23 protein-coding genes are annotated in these 24766 nt (G+C 38.2%); 7 read left to right on the top strand and 16 right to left on the bottom strand.

The window, feature by feature from the left end; genetic code table 11:
• Positions 1 to 154 precede the first annotated feature (154 nt).
• From ZA06_RS07750 to ZA06_RS07730, 5 genes are all read left to right on the top strand, one after another.
• Entirely contained in the window at positions 155 to 1552 is a 1398-nt protein-coding gene (locus ZA06_RS07750; protein WP_053976794.1) for a sensor histidine kinase, read from the top strand.
• The gene (locus ZA06_RS07745) at positions 1549 to 2253 is read left to right on the top strand and encodes a response regulator transcription factor (RefSeq protein ID WP_053976793.1); all 705 of its coding nucleotides are present in this window, start codon (positions 1549 to 1551) and stop codon (positions 2251 to 2253) included. The genes ZA06_RS07750 and ZA06_RS07745 overlap by 4 nt, the downstream gene beginning before the upstream one ends.
• A gap of 394 nt (positions 2254 to 2647) precedes the next feature.
• Entirely contained in the window at positions 2648 to 5245 is a 2598-nt protein-coding gene (locus ZA06_RS07740) for a T9SS type A sorting domain-containing protein (RefSeq protein WP_053976792.1), read from the top strand.
• 417 nt (positions 5246 to 5662) lie between these two features.
• Positions 5663 to 7180, top strand: coding sequence for a T9SS type A sorting domain-containing protein (locus tag ZA06_RS07735; protein WP_053976791.1), 1518 nt, complete (start codon positions 5663 to 5665; stop codon positions 7178 to 7180).
• Between the two features lie 446 nt (positions 7181 to 7626).
• Positions 7627 to 8313 (top strand): tetratricopeptide repeat protein, encoded by a 687-nt coding sequence (locus ZA06_RS07730; RefSeq protein WP_053976790.1) that lies wholly within the window; start codon positions 7627 to 7629, stop codon positions 8311 to 8313.
• Between the two features lie 259 nt (positions 8314 to 8572).
• On the opposite strand, the gene ZA06_RS07725 is transcribed toward ZA06_RS07730, so the two are convergent.
• Together ZA06_RS07725 and ZA06_RS07720 are read right to left on the bottom strand one after the other, a co-directional pair.
• A complete protein-coding gene (locus ZA06_RS07725) occupies positions 8573 to 10642 on the bottom strand; it encodes a M13 family metallopeptidase (RefSeq protein ID WP_053976789.1) in 2070 nt (689 codons plus the stop codon).
• Between the two features lie 113 nt (positions 10643 to 10755).
• The gene (locus ZA06_RS07720) at positions 10756 to 11283 is read right to left on the bottom strand and encodes a hypothetical protein (RefSeq protein ID WP_053976788.1); all 528 of its coding nucleotides are present in this window, start codon (positions 11281 to 11283) and stop codon (positions 10756 to 10758) included.
• 155 nt (positions 11284 to 11438) lie between these two features.
• Between ZA06_RS07720 and ZA06_RS07715 the strand changes: the two genes are divergently transcribed.
• Positions 11439 to 12404 (top strand): NAD-dependent epimerase/dehydratase family protein, encoded by a 966-nt coding sequence (locus tag ZA06_RS07715; RefSeq protein ID WP_053976787.1) that lies wholly within the window; start codon positions 11439 to 11441, stop codon positions 12402 to 12404.
• On the opposite strand, the gene ZA06_RS07710 is transcribed toward ZA06_RS07715, so the two are convergent.
• The 11 genes from ZA06_RS07710 to ZA06_RS16910 form a co-directional block, all read right to left on the bottom strand.
• The gene (locus ZA06_RS07710) at positions 12401 to 14002 is read right to left on the bottom strand and encodes a DUF6377 domain-containing protein (protein ID WP_053976786.1); all 1602 of its coding nucleotides are present in this window, start codon (positions 14000 to 14002) and stop codon (positions 12401 to 12403) included. The genes ZA06_RS07715 and ZA06_RS07710 overlap by 4 nt on opposite strands.
• A 196-nt stretch (positions 14003 to 14198) precedes the next feature.
• Complete coding sequence (locus tag ZA06_RS07705) at positions 14199 to 14615, bottom strand: DsrE family protein (RefSeq protein ID WP_053976785.1); 417 nt, start codon at positions 14613 to 14615, stop codon at positions 14199 to 14201.
• Between the two features lie 12 nt (positions 14616 to 14627).
• Entirely contained in the window at positions 14628 to 15305 is a 678-nt protein-coding gene (locus tag ZA06_RS07700) for a Tat (twin-arginine translocation) pathway signal sequence containing protein (RefSeq protein WP_053976784.1), read from the bottom strand.
• 2 nt (positions 15306 to 15307) lie between these two features.
• A complete protein-coding gene (locus ZA06_RS07695; protein ID WP_240472223.1) occupies positions 15308 to 16282 on the bottom strand; it encodes a c-type cytochrome in 975 nt (324 codons plus the stop codon).
• A 257-nt stretch (positions 16283 to 16539) separates the two neighbouring features.
• On the bottom strand, positions 16540 to 17007 hold the full coding sequence (locus ZA06_RS07690; protein ID WP_053976782.1) for a protein-disulfide reductase DsbD domain-containing protein: 468 nt from the start codon (positions 17005 to 17007) through the stop codon (positions 16540 to 16542).
• The gene (locus ZA06_RS07685) at positions 16985 to 17536 is read right to left on the bottom strand and encodes a peroxiredoxin family protein (protein WP_082331958.1); all 552 of its coding nucleotides are present in this window, start codon (positions 17534 to 17536) and stop codon (positions 16985 to 16987) included. The genes ZA06_RS07690 and ZA06_RS07685 overlap by 23 nt, the downstream gene beginning before the upstream one ends.
• A 111-nt stretch (positions 17537 to 17647) precedes the next feature.
• On the bottom strand, positions 17648 to 18094 hold the full coding sequence (locus tag ZA06_RS07680) for a hypothetical protein (protein ID WP_157503153.1): 447 nt from the start codon (positions 18092 to 18094) through the stop codon (positions 17648 to 17650).
• A 158-nt stretch (positions 18095 to 18252) separates the two neighbouring features.
• Positions 18253 to 18768, bottom strand: a complete 516-nt coding sequence (locus ZA06_RS07675; protein ID WP_053976779.1) for a hypothetical protein — start codon at positions 18766 to 18768, stop codon at positions 18253 to 18255.
• Between the two features lie 161 nt (positions 18769 to 18929).
• The gene (locus ZA06_RS07670; RefSeq protein ID WP_053976778.1) at positions 18930 to 19484 is read right to left on the bottom strand and encodes an HNH endonuclease; all 555 of its coding nucleotides are present in this window, start codon (positions 19482 to 19484) and stop codon (positions 18930 to 18932) included.
• 189 nt (positions 19485 to 19673) lie between these two features.
• A complete protein-coding gene (locus ZA06_RS07665) occupies positions 19674 to 20534 on the bottom strand; it encodes a hypothetical protein (protein ID WP_157503151.1) in 861 nt (286 codons plus the stop codon).
• Between the two features lie 253 nt (positions 20535 to 20787).
• Positions 20788 to 21411: a hypothetical protein gene (locus ZA06_RS16910; protein WP_157503149.1), complete on the bottom strand. Its 624-nt coding sequence runs from the start codon at positions 21409 to 21411 to the stop codon at positions 20788 to 20790.
• Positions 21412 to 21591: 180 nt separating this feature from the next.
• On the opposite strand from ZA06_RS16910, the gene ZA06_RS07655 reads away from it, so the two are divergent.
• Positions 21592 to 21975, top strand: coding sequence for a hypothetical protein (locus ZA06_RS07655; protein ID WP_157503148.1), 384 nt, complete (start codon positions 21592 to 21594; stop codon positions 21973 to 21975).
• 54 nt (positions 21976 to 22029) lie between these two features.
• On the opposite strand, the gene ZA06_RS07650 is transcribed toward ZA06_RS07655, so the two are convergent.
• The 3 genes from ZA06_RS07650 to ZA06_RS07640 all read right to left on the bottom strand — a co-directional run bounded on the left by ZA06_RS07650 (position 22030) and on the right by ZA06_RS07640 (position 24464).
• Positions 22030 to 22764: an alpha/beta hydrolase gene (locus tag ZA06_RS07650; RefSeq protein WP_082331957.1), complete on the bottom strand. Its 735-nt coding sequence runs from the start codon at positions 22762 to 22764 to the stop codon at positions 22030 to 22032.
• Positions 22765 to 22851: 87 nt separating this feature from the next.
• Positions 22852 to 23373, bottom strand: a complete 522-nt coding sequence (locus ZA06_RS07645) for a hypothetical protein (protein ID WP_053976773.1) — start codon at positions 23371 to 23373, stop codon at positions 22852 to 22854.
• A gap of 128 nt (positions 23374 to 23501) precedes the next feature.
• The gene (locus ZA06_RS07640; RefSeq protein WP_053976772.1) at positions 23502 to 24464 is read right to left on the bottom strand and encodes a LamG-like jellyroll fold domain-containing protein; all 963 of its coding nucleotides are present in this window, start codon (positions 24462 to 24464) and stop codon (positions 23502 to 23504) included.
• Positions 24465 to 24766: the final 302 nt, after the last annotated feature.

The raw sequence follows: 24766 nt of genomic DNA, 5'->3' as shown, positions 1-24766 counted from the left end.
CATCCTTATACAAACAATCTTACACGATATTCAAAATAAATCTAAAAAAAAATCAACAAAATTGTTTTTTAGATAAGAATACCCTACGTTAATAAAACGTTAACAACACTTGTTTACCTAGCTCGTCTTTCTTTGTTAACATAATTTTAAGACCATGAAACTGGTTAACAAGACAAAACTTTTAATTGCGGCTTCCGTTTTTACCCTATTGGCACTCACTGCCATTCAAGGGTATTTGATCCGTAATACCTACCAGTTGAAAAGAGCTACAGCCCAATATGAAAGCCAAAGCATTTTTACCCAAATTTACAATTCTGAACCTGTTGAATATTTACTTTGGGAATTACGAAATGATGCCATAAAACAAGCCCAGGCCTATAAAAACAAACAAATTTCCAAAGAAGAAGTTATAACCAACCTTCAACAAAAGTCAGCCTCCTTAAATCCCTATTTTCTGGAAGAAATCAACAAAGGCTTTGCAGAATATTCCATACCTGTAGATATTTCGATACAAAAAAAGCTAACATCCATGGTTCTTCATGATACCTTGGGAAATGCCGAAACAATATATAATGAAAAAGACAGCACCCTACTACTATTAGGCACACCTTATAAACCTACAGAAAATAGCGAACAAAAACTTATCAATAACGCAACCTTTACCAAAGGCCTTGTTGCAAACATCAATGGGAAATCTTACACCTATATGCTTGAATTCAAAACCAAACTGTTCATGTCCGAATCAACAGGTTGGAGCGGGTATTTAATTAAGCAGATGTCTGGTGTATTATTGCTTGCCTGCCTGCTATTTTTGTTCGTGACAGGCATTTTATTTTATTCCATTAATAGTTTATTGAAACAAAAAAAACTGGCCGACATCAAGACCGATTTCATCAATAATATTACCCACGAACTTAAAACACCACTATCTACCTTGGCCATTGCCATTAAAAATTTGAACAATGAGGCATCCAAGTACAATGGTCTTTTTAACAATAGTGTCCTAGAAGTCATCAATCGTCAAAATATAAGACTACAGAAACTCATAGATCAAGTCCTCAATACCAGTTTGGGTTATCAGGAAATTGAACTTAACGAAGAAATTTTCAACATGCCACAGTTCCTGAAAGAAACTGTAGACGACTTTAAACTTAGCCTCAAAGAAGATATTGACATAACTACGAACATACATAAGGACGCCATCCTAATTTCTGCCGATAAATTTTACATCAGCACCGCTATTAACAACCTATTGGGGAATGCAGTGAAATATGGCAGCACTTCAGTAAGCCTACACTATGATTACACCCCCAAGGAACGCACCCATTTCATTAAAATTAAGGACAATGGTATAGGCATCCCTAAAAAACACCAACGATCCATCTTTGACAAGTTCTATCGTGTTAGCGAACAGGATACTCACAATTATAAAGGATTAGGATTGGGATTGTTTTATACCCACCAGATCATCGAGGCCCATAAAGGAAGCATCTCGGTGAGTAGCACTAAAGGAAACGGAACCGAATTCACCATAATACTTTCTAACCAATGAAAAACATACTACTAGCAGAAGACGACCACGATTTCGGGGGTATGTTAACACAGTACCTTCAAAGTAACAAATTCAATGTAGAATGGGCCAAAAATGGCGAAGAAGCCCTAGAACTATTCAACTCCAACACGTTTCATATATGTGTATTGGACGTAATGATGCCCAAAATGGATGGCTTTACCTTGGCAAAAAAAATTACACAGGTAGATCCCGAAATGCCTTTTTTGTATTTAACCGCACGTAAAACCAAGGAAGACAAAATAAAAGGACTAAAACTAGGGGCGGACGATTACATTGTAAAACCCTTCGATCCTGAAGAGTTTGTATTACGCCTAAAAAACATCATCAAACGAACCGAGCAACAGCAGTTTGTACTTAGAGAATATGGAAACAAGGACATTATTTCAATTGGCAGCTATCATTTCGATTATAGAAATTCACTTTTAAAAAGTAACACTACCACACATAACCTTACCAAAAAAGAAGCCCAGTTGATCTACTTCCTTTACAGTAACAAAAACAAATTAGTACGCAGAGAAGATATCCTAACCAAAATATGGAACAATAACGACTTTTTCTCAGGGAGAAGCATGGACGTGTACATAAGTAAAGTACGTAAATATTTTAATGAAGACGAAGATATCAACATTAAAAGCGTCCGAGGATTGGGATTGGAATTCCAACTACTATCTCACTCCTAAAACACAAACAGAAAACGTACTCATTTTAACCTATAAAAACATCTACTATTTAAAAAAAACCCTTTTAAGTTAAATTAAAGTTAATTGCTCTTTTATTTAACAAAGCAATTCATCCATAACATATTTTTAAGATTAATTCCTTGTTGAATAAAAAAAAATAAACTAATGCTATCTAGTATTTCTACAATATTCTTTTTAAGCCTTAAGAAGTTAACAGCTTTCAATTACTACAAACAGTTGGGGCCATTCCCCATTACCCTCAAAAACAATAAGTTTGCTTTTATCCTAAGTGAATAGTATAAACTGCATATGCTTATTTTTAACACAAAAAATGCAACACAACTAAAAACCAATTACACATTAATTATATTATTAACCTTTAACTTTTAAACACATGAAAAAAGTTACCCTATTAATGCTGCTGTTATTCAGTTCGCTTACATTTTCACAAGTCTTTATCGACCAGCCTTTCGATGAGTCTACGAAACCCGCCGATTGGACTTACGATGGGACTTGGATAAGCAATTCCACCGTAGGCGCTTGTACTTCTGGCACCCTAAACGGTTATGGAATCCAAGGAACTACACATGTAGTCACTACCAATACCCAAGTATCCAACGGCACAGAAATGAACATTAGTTATGACTACAATGTTGTACACAGAAATCCTAGATTTACCTACCCTGCATATGGTGCACCCGAAGCAAATTGGGGCTCTGTAGTAATAGACTACAGTACAAATGGTACGGATTGGACCACACTTCAAACTATTGACGATTCCAATTTCACCTATGATGGATCATGTAAATCTGCATCCTATACAATTGATGCCGCTACCCTCCCTGCAGAAACTAATTTCCAATTTAGAGCAACCTTTAATATAGTAAACGATTCTAATCAGCTATATTTTTCACTGGACAACGTATTAATAGCTCAAACGGCAACAGAGGTTCCAAATTGTGATGCTACCCTAAGCTCTGAACTCACTAATGTCCCTATAGAAAACACAACCATTACATGGAATAAAGCTACAGGGATTCCTACTGGTTACAAACTAGCTGTTGGTCTAGTATCAGGAGACTATACATTTGTGGCTTCTACAGATGTAGGCAACACAACAAGTTTTACCTTCCCAGAGAGCCTTGAATACTCAACTACCTATTATGTATTGATCACTCCTTACAATACCTTAGGAGATGCCACAGGTTGTGCAGTACAAAGTTTTACAACGCGTGATGCTCCATTACAAGGTGCCGCATGTAGTGACCCTATCATTATTGACATAGACTCTGGCGATTTTAGCGCTACTGGAGTAAGTCTAAACCTCTACGAAGATGACTATGACACCGCTCCATGTAACGCTGGTAGCGGTTCTTCAATGGCCGGTAATGAAATGGTATATGCTATTGCACCTATATTTGATGTTTCTGTAGATATTGCCCTCACCAACATTATCAACCAAAGAGCCAATATATATGTTTTAGATAGCTGTGTAGATGTTGCTACAGAATGTATAGCCTCTGGCGCTACAGGATACGGAAAAGATGATAATGGCTTTTTCACTAACTTGCTTCTAGAAGATGTAGTATTAATTCCTGGAAACATCTATTATATCGTTATTTCAACTGGTCAAAATTACACTGAAAACAACACCCAGTTTGATCTTTCTATCACTAAAAATGATTGTATTAACCCAACTGCAACCTTAACACCAGTAGCAGATTGTGACAATAGTCAGTATTCAGTTCAAGTTGATGTAACGTATTTTGGAGATGCTACTACTTTAACCATAAGTGATGGTGTAAACACAAACCAAACACTTTCAGCTGTAGGACAAGTAACTTTTGGACCTTATGACAACAGCTCTACTCAATCCTTTACCATTACCTCTGATAAAGAATGTTTCATTACTGAGTCTATTACTTATTACTGTCCTCCAGTTAATGATGAATGCGCCAATGCCATTGCCTTAACGCTTTCTACAGATGAAAACTGCGACAACTCTGTGTCTGGTTACACCTATGAAGCTACAGATTCAACTCAAGACGTATGCTATTCTAGTTATCAAGATGTTTGGTATACCTTTACTCCGTCAGAAGATGGTTATTACCAATTTGTTGTTACTACCGATGTAAGTTCTAATAGAATTTCTGTTTTAAGCGGTAGTTGCGATACTGAATTCACATCTGTAGGGACCTGCGGTTCTTCATACTCTGTTATCCGCCTATTGTCAGCAGGAACACAATATTATATTCCTGTACAAAGTATTACAGCCTCCACAATTCCTGGAATGGATTTTACCCTTTGTGTTTATAAAATGCCTGATGCTGTTGCAAACGACGAATGTAGCGCAGCTCAAGTAATAACGGAATCTGATGCTAGCGGCAGCAACACCATTACCGGCACACATGAAAACGCTTATTATTCTCTTGAAATGGCAAATTGTGGTTCAGGTTTATCATCGTACTACGAGGATGTATGGTATAGCTTCACCCCTCAATATACAGGAACCTACCATATTGATTTTACTACACTTACAGGTAGTAACATTTTCTACAGCATGTTCAGCACTTCAGATTGTGCTTCAGTATCTACAGATAACAGAGTAACTTCAAGCTGTCAAATACAAGGAAATTCAGATGTAGACCTTGTTGCTGGAACTACCTATTTAATAGATGTTAACTCAAACAGTAATAGTGAAATTGCCACCTTCTCATTCTTCATCTACCCAGATGCTACTTTGAGCAATGCAGAGGTAAACTTTGAAGGATTTAGATACTATCCAAACCCAGTTAAAAATACGTTGACCTTTGAGTCTCCAAACGTGATTTCTTCTGTAGCTATCTATAATGTAGTAGGTCAAAAAGTATTGGCTACTGCAGGCAACAACACCATGTCTACAGTAAACATGAGTGCTTTACCAAACGGCATTTACTTTGCTAAGGTGAACATTGACGGAGCAGAGAAAACTATTAAAATCATTAAAGAGTAATTAATACATGGGTAAAAACATCTATAAATACAGGCTACAGTTATTTTTAATTGTGTTATATCTAACCTTAAGCCTTTCCATATTTTTATGGTATATAGAATAGTTTCTCACTCTCTTTGAAAAAGGGCGGCCAATTGGCTGCCCTTTTTTATTCACTAACAATTGTACAATTATTTAAAACAAACTTCAGGTTAAATTAAAGTTAACCACCATTAAGAACTTATACCAAAAAAGAATGAAAATATAATTTAGATATGGTATTGTTATGTTCAACAAACTTTAATCTTTACTAACATTAATTGCACTATTCATAATTTATATAACACAGCCATATCTTTTAAACCAAAAATTCAAACAACTACAATCATATCGCAAATAACTACCCATTTATATCTTTTAACCTTTAACAATTTACTAATGAAAAAAATTACTCTTGTCTTCATGCTACTTACAAGCATGATCACCTACTCACAAATTGACATTTATGAAGATTTCGAGTCATACTCCACCGGTAATCTTCCGTCTGGTTGGAATGGCGATTTTGAAACCACAAGCACTGCTACCAATTCGAGTAACATCCGTTGTGGGAGTAGATCATTTTACACACTTGCCAATAGTGCATCCACAAAAACGTTTACCACAAAAAATTTACCTGGAGTCAGCAATGGTACAAATGCCGAAATTAATTTTAATTATAAAATAGTTGGACTATCAACTTCCTATGAATACCAAGCACCTGAAGAAAACTGGGGCACCTTTGTTTTTGAATACACCACAAATGGCACAGATTGGACAACTATTGGCAGCATTGATGACAACAACTACACCTATGACGGAACATGCCATGCAGCCTCTTACACCATTGATGCCTCCAACTTACCTGAAGGAGTCGATTTTCAATTTAGAGGATCATTCAACTTAGTAAATCGCGGAAGTTCTTATTATGTCTATGCAGTTATTGATGACTTATCTATTTTACAGACAGCTATTGAAACCCCTAATTGTGACAGTGCTTTAACTTCTGAGACAACCAACGTTGCCATCTCAATGCCAACTATCTCTTGGAATTCTGCCTCAGGCCTTCCCTCTGGTTATAACATAGCAATTGGCCTAACCTCAGAGGACTACACCTTTGTAGCAAGCACCGACGTAGGCAACAGTACTGAATTCACTCTTCCAAATACTTTGGAATACTCAACCACTTATTATGTATTGATCACGCCTTATAATGCTTTTGGATCGGCAACAGAATGTACCGCTCAAACTTTTACCACTAGAGCTCAACCGGCTGTGGGAGCCTCTTGTGACAATGCACATATAGTCAACACATTCCCTTATAGTACATCTGACAATACAGACAATTATGAAAACACATATAATACAAGTCCCTGTACAGCCACTTACATGAAAGGGAAAGATGTTTTTTACGAAATCACCCCTTCTAATGACATATCTATTAATGTAAACTTACTAGATATCAATAGCAATGGAACCTCTTTATCCGTCGTAGAAGGCTGTGTAGACGCGGCTACAAACTGTTTAGCCTATGAAGGATCATTTGGCATCACAAATAGATCTTTTGAAGATCTTCTTCTTTACGCAGGAAACACCTATTACATAGTTATAAGCGGCTCTAATTCTACTCAAACATTTACCTACACTTTGGAAATCACTCAAAATTCACTGACCAATGCAGAAGTAAACTTTGAAGGCTTTAGATACTATCCAAACCCGGTTAAAAACAGTTTGACGTTTGAGTCTCCAAACATGATTTCATCTGTTGCTATCTACAATGTAGTAGGTCAAAAAGTATTGGCAACTGCAGGTAACAACACTATGTCAACCGTAAACATGAGTGCCTTACCAAACGGCATCTACTTTGCCAAAGTGAACATTGACGGAGCAGAGAAAACCATCAAGATTATTAAAGAGTAGTTAGTCTATGGGCAAAAACATCTATAAATACAGGTTACAGCTATTTCTAATTGTATTATATCTAGCCTTAAGCCTATCTATATTTTTATGGTATGTAAAATAAGCCCCTCAAAAAACTCTTTTTAAAAAGGGCAGCCTAATTGGCTGCCCTTTTTTTTGTAGTCAGTATTCAATAGTAAGATAGATTATGTTCTTAGCAATAGTTCTCGATACAAAATTCTTTTCAAGAATTTCACTCGAACTGACGTTTCTCCAAATCATTTAAAATCACATAGGAATAACCTATAATCACTTCGAGTGGTTGGTCGGCATGAAAATGCTGAACAATCGTATCGAGAAGTCATTTAAACTTACATATAACCCTCAAACAAACCTTAAATTATTAGCATCTCTTTAAGAGAATATCCTTTGAATTTTTATAGATTTAGAACCTAAACTTTGAAACTATGAAAAAACGATTTTTTATGGTCTTGGCATTGGCGAGTTTTGGCCTAAATGCCCAAACCAACACCGAACTTACCAAACACTTCGAAGCCTATTATAAACAAATGAAAGAACATGGGGATGTGCAAGGTGTGATTAACGCCCTAACGCATTTGGACGTGCTCAAGCCTACCCAATCCCGCAAAGACACCCTTGCCTACATTTACGTGTCCGAGGGACGCTATATGGAAGCTTTAAACACTATTGGAATTGATAAAAACCAAAACGATTCCAACCTCAACACCGAAGTAAAGGCCATTGCCCTTAAAGCCATCAACCAACCACAGCGTGCCTTAGAACACTATGAAGTCTTATTTGCTAAAGAGCCTAATCCATATTTGGCTTATGAAATTGCCGACCTTAAAATGCAGGTTCAGGATCTCGCAGGTGCAAAAACCAGTGTAGAATACGGATTGGCTAATGCCACAGATGATATGAAACGCACCTATTACGAATCTCAGCCACCTTACCAAGCTTCTTTAAAAGCAGGGTTTTTATACCTAAAAGGCATTTTGGTATTCAATGAAAATAAAGATGAAAATGTTGAAAGTGCTCTTGCTTTGTTAAACCACGCTTTGGTAGTAGACCCAAGTTTTAAATTGGCCCAATTGGCCAAGGACGCCTTGTTATCTAGACAGCCGAAGTCGTAAGAAGGAGAAACTCGCTTTGTCATTGACTTCGTCGAATCCTCGTTGTAATGACAAATAACCTATAGTCACTTCGAGTAGGTGTTCGGAATGGAATGAAGAACAACGGTATCGAGAAGTCTTGGAGATTCATTCCTTAGTTCTCGATACAAAATCCTTTACAAGAATTTCACTCGATCTGACATGTTCGAATTATAATAAAACAAAAAAGGCGTTGGAACATCCCAACGCCTTTTTTATAAAACTTTGCTTGACTTTCGTCTTACCAAATTCTTACACGATCTTCTGGTGCCACGTACATTGGGTCACCTTCTTTGATATCGAAAGCTTCGTAAAACGCATCGATGTTTTTCAATGGCTGTGTAGCTCTTACTTGACCTGGAGAATGCGTATCTGTTTTGATACGAGTTCTCAAAGCATCTTCTCTCATTAAAGTTCTCCAAACTGTAGCCCAAGACATGAAGAAACGTTGCTCTGGAGTAAATCCGTCAATGTTCTCTGGTCTACCATTCTTTTCGATATCCAATTGAAGGGCATCATAAGCTCCCAATACACCACCTAAATCTCCAATGTTTTCACCAAGAGTAAAGGCACCGTTAATGTACACGCTGTCCAAGACTTCGATAGCACTATATTGCTCTGCCAATTGGTTACCACGCTTAGTAAACTCTTCCAAGTCTTGCTCTGTCCACCAGTTTTTAAGGTTTCCGTCACCATCGAAACGTGATCCAGAATCATCAAAAGAGTGAGAAATTTCGTGACCAATTACAGCTCCAATACCACCGTAGTTTACAGCATCATCAGCATCAAAATTATAGAAAGGTGGTTGCAAGATAGCCGCAGGGAACACAATTTCGTTGTTCATTGGGTTGAAGTATGCATTCACTGTTTGTGGTGACATTCCCCATTCTTTCTTATCTACAGGCTCTCCAATTTCAGAAAGATTCTTTTGATTAGACCAATCTGCAACAGCCATCATGTTTTGGAAATAACCATTACCTTCTTTAACGGCCATTTTAGAATAGTCTTCCCACTCATCTGGATAAGCAATCTTAATGGTCATTTTACCCAATTTTTCAACTGCTTTTTCCTTAGTTTCGGCAGACATCCAATCCAAAGCTGTAATTCTGTTTTGGAAGGCAGTAATCACGTTACGGATCATATCTTCAGCTTTCGCCTTAGCTTCTGGTGGAAACTTGGCATCTACATACAATTTCCCTACAGCTTCACCAGCAGCGCGGTCTACAGTACCCAAAGCACGCTCGTCAGCTGGTTGCATTTGCTTGGCACCATTCAACGTTTGCTCGTAAAACTCCCAGTTAGCTCTTTCAATTCCGGTAGTTAAATACCCAGCCAAACCATCTAAAGTTTCCCAAACCATCAAAGTTTTGATATCTTCAATAGAAGTAGTCGTCAAGAAGTTTTGAACAGCAGCCATGTACTTAGGCTGCATTACGTTTACAGTATCAAGAGACTTTTCAATCCCCATATCTTTAACAAACTTAGCCCAATCGATAGCAGGAGTCATCGCTTGCAAATCGGCAAAAGTGGTAGGATTGTTAAAGTTTCTAGCATCACGTCTTGCTACTTTATCCAATCTAGGCTCTGCCAATTGGGTTTCCATAGCCAAAATCTTCTCGGCAGCAGCTTTTGCAGTCGCTTCATCATAGTTGATGAACTGCAACATTCTAGCAATGTGCGCTACGTATTTTTGACGGATTTCTTGAGATTTCGCATCTTGATCTAAATAGTAATCACGTTGCAAACCTAAACCTCCTGGTACTACCCAAGCAATGTTCATTGAACTGTTGTTCAAATCGGCAGAGGCACCAATCCCTACAAAAGGAGCGGCAACACCTGTAGTTTTAGCATACACAGTTTGCATATCTGCCAAAGATTGGATACCGTTGATAGCCTCCAATAAAGGTTGAATTGGTGCAATTCCTGCAGCATTACGCGCTACTGTATCCAATTCGGTTTCATAAATTAAAAGCGCCTTCTTTTGGTCAGTTCCTTCTGCATAAGTTCCCAACTCTTTCGAAGTATTCACGATTTCAAGGACATCTTGTCTTGTATCTTTTCTCAATTGTGTAAACCCTCCCCATCGTGTTTCGTCATCTGGTATTTGGGTATTTTTCATCCAATTACCATTTACATAATTGTAAAAGTCATTCTTAGGGCTTACAGAAGGGTCCATATTCTCAAGAATGATTCCCGGAACCTTTTCTTCTGCCATAGCAGTCTCCCCAACCTTGGCTTCTTCTTTACAAGAAGTAAATGCCGCCAAACTTAGTACAGACACTGCCAATACATGTTTCATATTGGTATTCATAAATAAATAGTTAAAAAAATAGGGTTAAAATTAGTTATATAAGAAGTTTTGAAATTGCATTTGTTACATATTAACAGAACTTTATATGTTAAAATTGAAGTTCTTCCAGAAGTTTACTCAGGTCTGCCCACGTTATTGGCATCCTTTTCAAATTTTTTGTTGATTTGAAGATTAAGATTAGCCAAGGCTTCCAAAAATTCCTTGATATCCTGAAGCAACTCTTTCTTGGACACATTATCCAATTCGGTAGCACCGTTCAACTTTAATAGTTTTGTCTCCAAAGCAGTCACCCTTGCCTGGATCACATTGGTCTTTACTGACTCAGGAATTCCTGCCTTAAACTCTCCTACAAATACCTTCACAATAGAATCTGAACCAGCAAAAAACGATAAGTCTCCTTTTTTCAGGAAGTCGGCTTGGGTATTCAATTCGTGTAATTTTTCCCAATCGGCCACTTTGGTCTGCGAACTGGAATTGAGCATATAATCGGTAAAATCAAGAGCTTCAATATCCTTGGAAGTAATTTGGTTGGGGTCTACCTTCGTCTCGTTTACAATCACGGTTTGCGTTTCAGAATCGCCTCCGCAGGAAACCGCCAGAAAAACAGTGCAGCCCAACAAGGCTGTTTTTAGAATTTGCATATTTCGTAGCTATTAACCTAATTAAAATCAGGTCACAAATATAGCGAATCTAATCTTCAGAGTACTTATGTTAAAGCACACATATATTTCAATATTCTATTTTTCGGACACTATATTCTTATTACTTTTGCAAAAAATTCAAATATCTACAGTTTATGTCATCAAAAATATTAATCATTGGCGCTTGCGGGCAAATAGGATCTGAATTAACAACGAGACTTCGTAGCATTTATGGAAACGACAATGTGATTGCCAGCGATATCAATTACAACAATCTTGATGTGGTAAACTCTGGGATATTTGAAATTGTAGATGCACAGGATTATGGATCGATCAAGATTTGTGTTGAAAAATACCAAATCGATACCATTTACCTAATGGCCGCCATGCTAAGTGCTACGGGGGAAAAATACCCAATGAAAGCTTGGGATTTGAACATGGACTCCCTATTCCATGTATTGAACTTAGCCAAAGACGGTTTTATCAAGCGTGTGTTCTGGCCTTCAAGCATTGCAGTTTTTGGTCCTACTACACCAAAAGTAGACACGCCACAACATACGGTTATGGAGCCTAGCACCGTTTATGGTATCACCAAGCAAGTTGGAGAGCGTTGGTGTGAATACTACTTTAACAAATATGGAGTTGATGTACGAAGCATCCGTTACCCTGGTATCATCAGTTGGAAAACCCTTCCTGGTGGAGGAACCACAGACTATGCTGTGGATATCTACCACAAAGCTTTGGCGGACGGGACTTATGAATGTTTCCTTTCAGAAGAAACCGAATTGCCAATGATGTTTATGGACGATGCCATTAATGCTACTGTAGACTTGATGCAAGCCGACGCCGACAAGCTTACCATCCGTTCTTCTTATAACGTTGCAGCCATTAGTTTTACCCCTGCAGTATTGGCTGAAGAAATTAAAAAGCATCTTCCTGATTTCAGCATTTCTTACAACGCTGATTTCAGACAGGCCATTGCCGATAGCTGGCCAAAGAGCATTGACGACTCTATTGCCAGGACCGACTGGAATTGGTCACACTCTTTCGACATGTCGAAAATGACCGAGGAAATGTTGACGAATTTGGCTAAAATCCAAAGCGAAAAAGACGCGAACTAAATAGCTCTAATTTCCATAATTTTTTCATCGAAGTCCTCTTTATAATTGGATCGAGCCTTGATGCGCGCCTTGTAGGTATAGATTGTAGACACGGTAAGTTCCAAAAATTGGGCAATTTGGCTACTGTCCTGTATCCCCAAACGGTAAAGTGCAAAAATACGTAGCTCGGTATTTAACAAATCGCCACGCTTTACAGCTGTGACTTGATCTTCAGGGAAGAGTTTATTAAAGTCATCAATAAAGGTTGGAAAGAGTTTCAGGAAGATTTCATCAAACTGATGGAACAACTGTTCGCGTTCTTCCTTGACATTGTACCGCTTTAAATTTGGGATGACCTCATTATGCTTTTTGGCAATCATCTTTTGGATGGTGCTCTTTTGAATGTGGTCTATTTTATTGATAAAATCTGACGTAGCATTAATAAAATACTTGATGTATTCCTGCTTAATCGCATCAGATTCACTCAAACTTTTGTTCATTTCCTGCAACTTGGCATAAGAATCGGCCATTGCTTTTCTGGACTTATTTCGAACCTGAAGCTGTTTGAAGATAATCACCAAAAACACGATAATAATTACTGAAAGAACTGTCAATAAAATAACAATGCTCGCCAGTTTATTGTTTTGGCTTTCTACCTTATTCAACTGTGCTTTTTCGATAATAGGCAGAATTTTAGATATCTCAATTTTTCGGTGTCGCGCATTGTAAAAAGTAGCATCTTCCATGGCCAATCCAATATAGCGGTTGGCCTTCTCCAAATCGCCCATTTTAAACAGCTCATTGGCCAAGTTTCTGAGGGCTACCGTTTCTTTGGTAGCATGCTTCACATCGGCAATTGCTGCCAAAGCCAAATATTCAATAGCCTTTTGCGGATAGCCTTCTTCCGAGTAAATATATCCCAAACTAGAGGTGGCAATCCCATAATATTCTGATGGCAACTGGAAATTGTTAATCCAATATTTAAAGGCGAATTCGGCCCCTTCCCAATCCTGCTGTTTCATGCGCTTCAAACTCTCTGTAGCCCAATATTCGTTGGTGTTGGGTTCTGCCAACTCTAAGGCTCTTTCCAAAAATTGTGTGCCTTGTTGGATGTAATGAATGCTAAAACGTTCGTCCTTGTTATAATCGGCAAGGTCGTAGTATGATCTGGCCTTAACGGCATAATACTGAAACTGGGAATTTCTATCCAACTCTCCAACATCAACACTATGAAGCGTATCCAAAGCCTCCTTGAACAAACCGGAAGACATTAATACAAAGCCTTCCTTGATCTTGGCCTTGTCCAATAATTGGGAGTCCTGCAACACCAAGGCCCTAGCTTTGGCCTTGTCCAAAAAATGGTATGCCGAATCGTACTTAAACGATCGGTATTCATTGAACAACTTTAAATAGGTATCGTAAAGATTGTGGTTATCCTGGCTTAGTGTATACTTTTTAACCTCATCTTTTAAAGCATCGATCGTGGCATACTTTTCTTTGATATAGAGCTCCTTTTGTCCCAACACCTCATCCAACTCCTCCAAAACCGGCAGTTCTTTTACGGTGAAAGACGCAAACATAAAACTCAAAAAAAGTAATGCAATAATTCTGTAGGCCATGCAAGTTATATAAATCCCTCTAAGGGTTATTCAAGAAAACCTTCAAAAGGTTGGCCTAAAATACACAATTTTTAATGATACGTTCCAAAAATTGATGTTTTCACAATACAACTTTACACGATTTACTTCAAAAGAAAACCGCTATTTCTGCGGTTTCCATAACTTAATTATTTTAAAAAAATGACTCATTTAAGAATTACTGTCCCTCTTTAATATAGCTCCAACCTTGTTGCTGCTTTTCTACAATTTCCAAAATCCCATCTGGAACCGTCCTTACCCCTGTAATCAAATCGGAGTCCTTGGCATTGTAACGCTTCATGGTTCCTTGGCAAATCACAAAATCGACATTGTCCTTTTTTGCTAATGTTTCCAATTCCTCTGCCACTACAGATTTATCCTTTAACACCATTTCCATAGCCCCACTGTACATCACTACTTCAAACTTAGAATTAGGATAAGCTTGAGACATGGCCTTTACATGCCTAACCGTGGATTGATGCACCTTGGTATTTGGACTGGTAACATCAAAGACTATTTTCACAGGTGTTTGCTGTGCCAACATTACCATGGTAGATAACAGGAAGACACATGCTGCTTGAATGATTGCTTTCATAATCCTAATATTTTATTCCCCAGCGAAAATATAGCCACAGCCATTTTCTTGAGCACGACCTAAAGCCCACACTCCAGAAGGCACCAACTGAATACCCGGAAGCACTCCATTTACCCATTCCTGATAAGTTTCCTTGGGGTCTAAGCCCATCTTTATGGCTGCTGCCCCGCTATACACTTGAATGGCTAGATCGCATACACAAAATAAAGCACCACGCTCCTGCAAGCGCTTGATACCTTCAATTTGTGCCATTGGAAAATCGCCTTCCTGTGGCGCATAATACGGATTTCGGGTATATGCATTACCACTGCTCATATTCACCTTAAACATGTCTCCAAAGGAATATTTCTGCCACAATTTGTCTTCCATAGCCAGAGGTATCGCATCATGACGTAGCACTGTAACCGCTGTCATTTCCTTATCCAACACCCCCATACTGTTATTACTGAGGTAATATGCCCAGTTCCAAATAATAGGAAAACCGTGATGCGGCTTAGATCCATCATATACAATGCGATGGGTTCCCTTGATATTTTTGAACCATGCCTCAGCTTCTGAAAGCTTCTTGGTATCATCCATTGGAATATTGGCATAAATAGGATTGGTAAGTACCGAAAGGGTACTTGCTGTAGCCCCAAGGGCCAGGGCCCCTAGAAATTGTCGTCTTGAATTGCTTTTGGCTGTTTTCATAATTATTTGTTTTTGGTTATGTTATGTGTGTTTTTATAGTATTCCATAATGGGCTGAAAAGGTCCCATTTGGTGTTGTTCCACAGGAAAATCATCGGCATAGGGAGGATAAGGGGTAGATACTGGTTTTTTTAGAAGATCTGGAAAATCCTTCTCGGGATTGGCTTTTTGGGGACGCTCCTGTTGGTTGATATACCCTGCCACATCGTACGCTTCTTCATCTGTTAATTCAGGGGCATCATATTTCGTCCCAAAAGGCATATTGGCCTTTATAAATTGAGCCGAAGTAATCACCCTAGCCATTCCTGCCCCATGATTAAAGGAGTCGTCTCCCCACAAAGGCGGATATAGATAGGTATAACCATTGGCATCCATCACTCCTTTTCCACTTGGGGTATGGCAAACCGCACAGTTTTTTGCAAACACTTGTTTACCATGCTCCAGATCGACAGCGCGATTGGGAATAAAAATCTTCACAAATCCCTGTCCTTTTATCTTCCCGTCCTCTGGCGCAAATCTGCTCAACCATTCCAAATACTTTACCAAAGCCTGCATTTCTTTACTCTCCTCAGGAAGCATCTTACCATTCATACTACGCTCAAAACAACCATTAATGCGTTCTTGAATGGTTCCCATTTTATTTTCGCGTCCGCGGAATTGCGGAAACCGCTGAATGATTCCTATTAATGGTGCCGAATAGGCTTTGGTCCCCGAATTGAGATGGCAATTTTTACAGGCCAGCCTATTTCCTTGGTACACCATATCGGCATTTCCATTATCAGGTCCCAGGTACTTTGGGGTTTGATTGAACAATTGATACCCCAATTTTACGACGGCATCTTCTTCAGAATCACCCAAAGTAGTAGGATCGTAATTTTGGGCATAGACATCAAGTTTGGTCTCAATAGGAGCTATCAAAGGCTCTACCTCATGTTTTCCACACCCCTTTACAAGAAGAAAAGTAATTGCACTTGTCAATACTATAACAAGACCGCAATACAAAATACTTTTATTCCTTGAACGACTAAGCTTATGTTCCGAGGGCTCACCCATGAATACGTTCTAAAAATGCAACGGGTCAAATTGTCGGTATATTTGAGACTTATAAGCAGGAAAAAATAAGGTTTGGGGTAGACTATTGGTTCACCTTATTTAAAGATGAAAACTATTAGGAAGGGATTATGTTCTTCTAATTTACAAAAAAAGCGGTTTGTTTTACAAATTCTCCTACTTTTTTAATTTGGGTCCAATTGCAACATAAAAGACAATGTACGAGGATAATAGCATTGCTTATTATCGCAAGCTTGATAGCTTAAAGTTCCTTTCCACGGAATGGAATCCTTCGGAATTTCAGCAATATAAAATTCAAGTTGCACTATTAATGTCTCTGAAAAGACTTGTAAAGGCTCCTTGATACCTATCAAGGAAATTTCATGTGGTTTGGGGAAATACATTGAAACATTAGCCAATGGATTTTTCGTTTCCATGTTTAACGCAGAAGGAGATATCCAATCCAAAACACCAGTATTAGCTTGAATATGATAGCCCTCAGTAATTGAAAATTGGAGTTGAATTGTATTTTTTCCTTTCTGAACCTGATATACCGTATCCTGAATTTGCACCCATTGAATTTGGGCATTTGTAGACCAAGAAACACCAATGAAAAATAAAAGGAATAACTTAATGTTTTGAAAGCAGCTCATCAAGCCGTGACTTAAGAGCCAAAAGTTTGGCATCAAAATTTTTGGAATCCAAAAGCGACATAAATTGAATATTGCCTTCTGGATCTATTAACAAATTAGAAGCCAACATCACCTCATCCCTAGCCAAATCCGGCAATACCCCTTCAGGAGCAAAACTTGCTGCTACCGCACCATCTTCGTCCAACAATACGGGAAATGGAAAATCAAACCGATCCTGCAACTTTTCCTGCACCAAAGCCTGAGACTCTTTCACATCAATAATTAAAACCTTTACATTTTTGGAAGCATACTCATTGGCCAACTCTACCAAATAGGGTGCTTCGGCATTACAAAATGGACACCAAGTAGTGGCGATATGCAACACCAAATAACTTCCTTTATAAGAAGCCATTTCAACTGTATTGCCTTTTAAGTCCTTAAGAGTGAAATCAGGGGCAGTTGTACCCACAAAAGAAGACTCCTTTTGTTGGGCTTGGAGAGATACCATGCAAAAGAAAAATATCCCCCAATAAATCATTAATCGTTTCATAAGCTATTGATTTACAGGAGCCGCACAAAGTTACTCAATTTATGCAAACTACCGTAAATCAATAGCCAAACACCTCTAAACAAGTTTCATTTCCATTTTTTAGAAGAAATGCTAGTGCTTTTTACCCTTGCCTTTTGATTGTTTTTTACCAGCGCCCTTACCCTTTTTGGAATTGGCACTATTCTTAAGCTTATGGAACTCTGCCGAACCTGGCTTGATACCCATTTGTTTGGCAATATAGCCCCACCCTTTGCTTTTATGGGTTTCATAGCAAACCAGTACATCATTTAAAGGTTTTCTTGTGATTTTTGCAATTTCAAGGGCCAAATACACTTCTCCAAAAGCCATATGCAAATTGCCCGTCATATACTCAATGCTCTTTTCAGACACATTGTAAGACAATTTCATATCGGTTTTAAAGGCTCCAAAATCGGCACTCGCACGTGCATTGATGGTATTTAAGTCGGTATCCAATTGCACACTGCCAGTTTTGAAAGAAATTTGGGCAGTGGCAGAAAAGAAGCTGAATGCCAGCATCCACATACATAACTGTTTCATAAGTAGGTTTTATTGGTTATAAATTATTCAAATGTCCATTAGGTATTGGGGCACCTAAAAGACGTGTACAATATAACCAAATTTCTTACACAAGAACATATTTATGCCTGCCACCCTAGAATGGCTTCAACATCCCTATGTAAAACACCTATGGAAACTTATTGAAAAACCTGCTTTAATTCTGCAAACAACTTCTGTTCGTTTTCGCTAAACTGTTCGCCACCAAACCCTAAAAAACCACCTTCCTTAGCAGTATTGGCAACGGTTTCGGCAATATTTAGTAGCCAAGTTTTATAATCGTTTACAACCGTTTCGGATTCTTTTTCCTTTACAATTGACAAGGCCTTTTTACAATCTTCCAATACCAAATTGGCCAAACCTTCTTTGGAATTGACCTGAGCTTCCTTGATACGGTTTACAAACTGCTTGCGCTGCTCACTGGCATCAGACATGGCTTCTTTGGCTGCTTCCGGATCTGGAATAATGGCTGTAATCAATGGATTGCTAGCGTAGGTTTCCTTGGCACCCATCATACTGCGAACGGTAGCAAACAACTCTTTACCAGACCCCACAATACCACTAAATCCAGCACTGGCCATAGTAGCGCCTACCAACTGCGGAATGGATGCCACTACATGCCATTCTTCTTCTGTGTAATTATCTAATTTTCCCATGGAAATTGACTTTAAGAATTAAAATCCTAAAGATAAAATAATTACACAACAATCTGATTAAGTGATAATTAAAGATTAAAATGAACGCTTAATTTTAAACCATTCTGTATAACAGCTTAATTTCATGAACAAGAGACATGTAGCCAAAAACCAAGAGTACATTATTTCTCATAATCGGTAATCGAACCCCAATTCTCACCACTTTTGATGCGATACAACTGCATTTCTGAAATCCCAAATTGTTTGGCAATCATTTTCATGCGTGTACGCCGATTGGGATCGTGAATTTTACGTTTAATGAGTTTTACCTTGGCCTCTGAGAGTTTGGAATAGGTTCTTTTACGAGAGCCCGTTTTATATTCCGGATTGCTAAACTGATGACGTTCCTTTTCTTTTTTGGTAGCCCATTTTAAATTGAGCACTCTATTGTCGGTTTTGTCATAATTAAGATGAATGACATAAAGGCCGTCCCCTTGTTCCAAAAAGTGTTGTGCTACCAGTTTATGCACATAGCGGCTAGTAGCTTTTCCGCTGTGTTTTTGTTTGACCCGTAAATTCTGATACCCATTGATATAGGTTTTGTTAACCAATACCTCTTCGTCTCCTTTGCAGTTAATTACCCGCCCATAATTGGAAATCTTAAACTTTTCATTATCCGCAATCTTGTCGTCGAAGGTAATGGTCTTCCACTCCTCCTTCCAATTGTTCGTTATCATATTTGTAAAATCTTAGCATGTATGAGGCTAAATATAAGCATTTTACAATATCACATCCAAACTACAATACTCAACATCAACAATTTACCCCATTTAACACAAACACCAGCAATAAGCTGGTGTTTGCTTAGGCAACCTCCCTTAAATCATTTTGCAAAGCTTACTCATACTTGCCCTTTCTTTGAAATTTTAATCCCTTTCTATTCTAATACTGGAGGTTCTATCGTTCCAATCGTCATCGGTTAGACAGCTGACATCATTATAGTAGGTTCTGCTGCGCCCACCATAACGCTCATTTTGGTATATGGTAATTTTATATCCGCGAGGGACTTCAATAGATGACAAATTATCGTTTCCTATTCCCAATTCATCGTGATCGTAGCGCCCTTCTCCCAAAGTAATGTTGCCTCCTTTAAAACCACAATCTTTGTATAGAGTTACACCTCTACCATAATCACGACTATCATGACTGGAATGGTGACTACTGTTAGAATGATGGCTACTTGAACTACTACCCCCAGAGCACAATGAGGAATTTACCTTAGTCACTGAAGACACATCGTCATCCTTTACCACCATCAACAAACATTTATCGCTCCTGTTATGCTGCCAGTACATTGAAATGACATTCGAGCCATAACTTTTCACCACCTTATACCCATGATCCTGCAATCTGGTAGAAGCTCTTGATTCCGACATCCCTCTAAGATCATACAAATTGATGTCGTCATCACTATAAGAAGAGTGATTGGAGCTACCCTCATCCTTGTTACAATCTAAATCTGGGGATTTTACCACGGAGCGCACCCTGCCATCCACAAGGCGTACGGTCACACATTGACGCCTTCTGCTGTTCCACCAATTCTGGTAAATGCCGCTGGAGGATTTATCCACATTTTCTAGATGGTAGCCTCTATCTTTAAGAACCTCTTCCGAAGAAGACCCTCGCATATCTACGATGTCTCTTAATTCATAAGCGGTGTCCTGACCAAATGCCAAGGTTTGCAGTAACAAAACTGCCACGATTAAAATCTGTTGCTTTGTTTTCATAAGGTTGTGTATTAAAAGTTGCATAAAACGTTACGTAGGGAACTAAAATTCAAGGCAAATGCTATTAATACAAACCGCACAGAACTGCAAAAACTAAGAAAACATAGAGAAGTTGGGGCTGTTCAGCTTAAGAAATGCCAACACCATACAGCCTTCTAAAATTAATGAATTCTACTAAAAAAGAAACTTTCTTTCTTACGAAATAAACTTTAATAAACTGATAAACATCACAATAAAGCTCGCACGCCATTTCTCAACGCAATACCAAAGTCAGCAAACTATCAATATATGTTTGCTGAGTACGCTTATACTCATTGGCCTGCCTGCTTCTTAACTTATAGCTATATGAAATGGAGCCGCCTTGATAAAAATATTTCCCGTTCTCCTCATAAATACCCATCCAATTCTCAGGCGGTAGAATACGGATATCGTTTCTGGAAATAAGCGACGGATTTAGATGTACAATATTGCCGGTTACAAGCCATTCTTTACCAAAGAGTCGCTTTCTGCTAAAATTGTCCATAGAATTCTCTGTGGCATCATACAGCACAAAAATATAATCTTCATCGGTCTCTATATGGATGTCGGTGGAACTGCTGGAATAGCCGTACCACAAGTAGCCCCCCATAAGCAATACCAACTCTGCTAACATGAGTTGGCAGTATTTTATTCGGTTTACAAGAAAGCGGTCTATAGTATACAAGCAAAGAATGAATAACGTCGTTGGGACTGCGACAATAGGATAGATAATAGCGGGACTCTCCAGGGCAAACCCTTTATAAATGGCCAGTATACTCAAGCCAATACTTAAAAGGGCTACCAAGGTGAGCAAGGTAACAGGATACAACAGCCGTTTAAGAGTGTTTAAAACTGACATGCCTAAATATTGTATTGAAAACCTTACTTAAAGATACGCAATAGATAGGAGTTTTATTATCAAAACATGCCTTTATTAAAAGTTAAAAGTGCCCTTGTATAGCTATGCAAACCACAGTACTCACCATATTGCACAGCACCAAAATATTTCGTAAATTTTAGTGTATCAACATGCTACACTATGGATAGCTTAAAGTACATTCTATGCATAGCATTCCTAATGCTTTCCTGCGCATTTGATGACACAGACGACTCCCATATTACCGTAAATATCAACAAGGGCATTTTAGGCAAATGGTTTGTAGAATGGCACTGTAACGGTAGTATGGAATCTTGGGAGTTTTTCAATAGCAATACCTGTAAAGTTGAAGCAAGTAACAACACCTACTATGGCACCTATTCAACTTCCGGGGAAAAAGTATCCATAAGGATCAATTACATATATGCTGCCGAAACCCAAACCTACCGCATTACCACCCTTACCCCAGACAGGATGGAACTGGATAACCCAGAACCTTGGCAATTGGACTACAACTTTGTTAGGGAATGTGACGAAGCGAACTAAAAACGACCTCGCACGAAACACTGACAGACACAAACACCTTCCACGATCAAGAGCTTACTCATTGATAAAAGTTAACATAGCCCGCAAAGTTTCTACCTGTTGCTGCTCCCTATCAATAGTAGCTTTTTTATCCCCCAACTGAAATCCATAATACCCATACTGGGAATGATTGCCACCTTCTATCCTCACAAATTGGGCGCTGGTAGGCAATTGCACTTTATTGTCCATAATAGAGGCCTCGTCTGAAACGCCATCTCTAGAACCATAGATTTTTAAAATAGGAATCTTTGCATAGCCCAAGGAGATATCCAGTGGATGGGTAGTGCCAATCAATATCAATTGATCTACCACTCCTGGATTTTCATATACAAACTGTGCCGCCATTTTCCCTCCTTGCGAATGCCCCACCAAGATATAGGTTTTGCCCGCATCGTCAAACAAACCCAATGTTTTAGGAATGTTGTATCCCCGTGTTGCCTGGCGCCAAGGCATTTTTATCAAGTATACTTTTATGCCCTCTGTTGCCAATTCCCTGCAAAGTGGGATATAGGATTTGGGCTCTACAAGTGCCCCAGGATAAAAGAACAGTACCTGTATAAAAGAAGCTTTGGGTGTATAGCAGTAATACTGCTCTGTATTTTCAAACTGCAGCAAGTTATCACTCTTTAAGAGTGCCTTATCCACTCCATGGGCCTGCATGGAATAGCAAAGCCACAGCGTAAACACAATTCCAGTAACTATCCAAATAGTCCTTAGGGTTCGTTTTAGTGTCCAATATTGCATATTCATACAATCTCTTTTTTTGAGCTTTATACAGTTATCACACAAGCATCTGTCCTAAATAGCTCCTTGTAACTAACTGTATAAAAAACACCTCTAGATAACCTTGTCCGCCTTTAACTTTTCAAAGATGGTTTTGGCCGACTTTTCAGCAAACATGGCTGGACCTAAAGAACTGCTTGAATTAAAAGTAGCCTTCCAAACCTCTTTATTGGTTTGGGTATCTATCCCCACCAACTCATAGGTTACCGATATCAACCCGCCATTATAGTACTGCATATTTGTAGGGTTGAACAGCAAAAGTAAATCTTTATTCCCAGAAACAATACTGCTATTCACCTGCGCCTCTCTACCTTCACTGGTATTTAAAGTCAAGCCCTTTTTTGCTTTTTCAAAGAGCAATATTTCCACCTGCTTGGCATCTTCCTCAAACTTAGCTTCCATATTTTCTTTAAGCTTGTTTGTAAAGTTACGAGTGCTCCCTCGCTCGTAAGGAATTACTATCAACGGATTCCCATAAGGCCTGTTGGTTCCCGAATAGTCTACCACAAATTTTATGTATACTCCACAACTGGTCAATAACATCACAAGCAACAGTAATACAAATCTTTGTTTCATATAATTGGTTTTATAAAATTATTTTTTAGTTGTTTCTCTTAGCAATAAGTTATGTTGCTCACTACCCAAACCTAAATTAGCCTGCTCTACCCCACAACTTGTGCCATAGTTATGATAGGGTTCATTTCTTATCTAATAATTAATTTCTTATTTGTCAAATTCCCATTAGCATTTTCTATGGACAAAATATAGACTCCTTTTGCCAAATCGGAAATTTCCATAATTTCACTATTAAGGTTTTTAACTTCTTTCACCTTGCTTCCTTTCAAGTCATAAATATATACGGCTTCAATTTTCTCTTCTGATTTAACATAGAACTTGCCATAGCTAGGATTAGGAAAAACAGTAACTCCTTTATTATTTAAAGAGAACCTGAGTTCCGAAATACTTAAAGTATTATCCGATTCATATAGGGATTGAATGGCAGATTCACTTAATGAAATGTTATATAATCTTACATCATCAATTGCCCCAAAAATTCTTCCTTTTAAATTATCAGAAGAATAATTAGATGAAATCATCAGTTTATTGTTCGAATATTGAGTAGTGTATTTTTTAGTCGTCCCAGCCTTAAGCACTCCATTAACATATAATTTATTTTCGCTAGGAGTATTTACAATTGCCACAAAATACCAAGTATCTGGACTAACCATAACATTTGATGACACTTGAACAAATGTATCAGCAAAAAACATTTTTATTCTATTATCTGAGTCATCTACAAAAAGATGAACATCTTCCCCGTATGAAATATCTTTATATGACAATAAAAAGGCATCTGAAAGAGTAGATGGCAATACGTCCAACTTAAACCACAAAGAATAAGTCCAGGTATCTTCCCATAAATTTTGAACATTTGGGAATTCTACCCAATCACCATCTCCAATTAATAAACAAGCACTATTTTCTTGCCCGTTACGATCAGATGTATAGCTACCACCCACAATTAATCCATGGTTGTTGTTGCCGCTTTGGTCATTACAGTTTTTTTCAAAAGTATAATGAACCACTAAAGACTCCTCTAATTCGTTTTGCGAAAACAAATAGCTACTATTAATTAATAAAAACACTAAAATTGTAATTTTTTTCATGGTTGGAATATTGAAATATTGTTGCTAATTCATATTGAAAACGGATATACATTTATCTCTACCTGAACTAAGTATCTAACATACCTATCCGCTATTATAACCATTCAAATATAACAGATTCCCCCTACAAAATACAGAAACCACAAGCTTTTCGTTAAAACCTTACAAATGCTCCACAAACGCCTTTTATTGGCAAAAATTATCCTTAAAAGGGTTCAAAAAACTACTAAATCCTACCACAACCCCACCATCATCCCACCGTTGTTCGTGCCAAGGTACCTCCTGCCCAAATAGCCTAGAGC

It is taken from the genome of Mangrovimonas xylaniphaga, assembly GCF_001280435.1.
In the GTDB taxonomy this organism is placed as follows: Bacteria; Bacteroidota; Bacteroidia; order Flavobacteriales; family Flavobacteriaceae; genus Mangrovimonas_A; species Mangrovimonas_A xylaniphaga.
This window is presented reverse-complemented; position numbering and strand designations above follow the sequence as displayed.

Bases quoted from the DNA above. Each gene is read 5' to 3' on its own strand.
- ZA06_RS07675 (WP_053976779.1), bottom strand. From the start codon at position 18,768: ATGGGAAAATTAGATAATTACACAGAAGAAGAATGGCATGTAGTGGCA.
- ZA06_RS07710 (WP_053976786.1), bottom strand. From the start codon at position 14,002: ATGGCCTACAGAATTATTGCATTACTTTTTTTGAGTTTTATGTTTGCG.
- ZA06_RS07685 (WP_082331958.1), bottom strand. From the start codon at position 17,536: ATGAAACGATTAATGATTTATTGGGGGATATTTTTCTTTTGCATGGTA.
- ZA06_RS07650 (WP_082331957.1), bottom strand. From the start codon at position 22,764: ATGAATATGCAATATTGGACACTAAAACGAACCCTAAGGACTATTTGG.
- ZA06_RS07730 (WP_053976790.1), top strand. From the start codon at position 7,627: ATGAAAAAACGATTTTTTATGGTCTTGGCATTGGCGAGTTTTGGCCTA.
- ZA06_RS07705 (WP_053976785.1), bottom strand. From the start codon at position 14,615: ATGAAAGCAATCATTCAAGCAGCATGTGTCTTCCTGTTATCTACCATG.
- ZA06_RS07725 (WP_053976789.1), bottom strand. From the start codon at position 10,642: ATGAATACCAATATGAAACATGTATTGGCAGTGTCTGTACTAAGTTTG.
- ZA06_RS07670 (WP_053976778.1), bottom strand. From the start codon at position 19,484: ATGATAACGAACAATTGGAAGGAGGAGTGGAAGACCATTACCTTCGAC.
- ZA06_RS07655 (WP_157503148.1), top strand. From the start codon at position 21,592: ATGGATAGCTTAAAGTACATTCTATGCATAGCATTCCTAATGCTTTCC.
- ZA06_RS07700 (WP_053976784.1), bottom strand. From the start codon at position 15,305: ATGAAAACAGCCAAAAGCAATTCAAGACGACAATTTCTAGGGGCCCTG.
- ZA06_RS07735 (WP_053976791.1), top strand. From the start codon at position 5,663: ATGAAAAAAATTACTCTTGTCTTCATGCTACTTACAAGCATGATCACC.
- ZA06_RS07720 (WP_053976788.1), bottom strand. From the start codon at position 11,283: ATGCAAATTCTAAAAACAGCCTTGTTGGGCTGCACTGTTTTTCTGGCG.
- ZA06_RS07740 (WP_053976792.1), top strand. From the start codon at position 2,648: ATGAAAAAAGTTACCCTATTAATGCTGCTGTTATTCAGTTCGCTTACA.
- ZA06_RS07750 (WP_053976794.1), top strand. From the start codon at position 155: ATGAAACTGGTTAACAAGACAAAACTTTTAATTGCGGCTTCCGTTTTT.
- ZA06_RS07645 (WP_053976773.1), bottom strand. From the start codon at position 23,373: ATGAAACAAAGATTTGTATTACTGTTGCTTGTGATGTTATTGACCAGT.
- ZA06_RS07690 (WP_053976782.1), bottom strand. From the start codon at position 17,007: ATGAGCTGCTTTCAAAACATTAAGTTATTCCTTTTATTTTTCATTGGT.
- ZA06_RS07640 (WP_053976772.1), bottom strand. From the start codon at position 24,464: ATGAAAAAAATTACAATTTTAGTGTTTTTATTAATTAATAGTAGCTAT.
- ZA06_RS07745 (WP_053976793.1), top strand. From the start codon at position 1,549: ATGAAAAACATACTACTAGCAGAAGACGACCACGATTTCGGGGGTATG.
- ZA06_RS07665 (WP_157503151.1), bottom strand. From the start codon at position 20,534: ATGAAAACAAAGCAACAGATTTTAATCGTGGCAGTTTTGTTACTGCAA.
- ZA06_RS07680 (WP_157503153.1), bottom strand. From the start codon at position 18,094: ATGAAACAGTTATGTATGTGGATGCTGGCATTCAGCTTCTTTTCTGCC.
- ZA06_RS16910 (WP_157503149.1), bottom strand. From the start codon at position 21,411: ATGTCAGTTTTAAACACTCTTAAACGGCTGTTGTATCCTGTTACCTTG.
- ZA06_RS07715 (WP_053976787.1), top strand. From the start codon at position 11,439: ATGTCATCAAAAATATTAATCATTGGCGCTTGCGGGCAAATAGGATCT.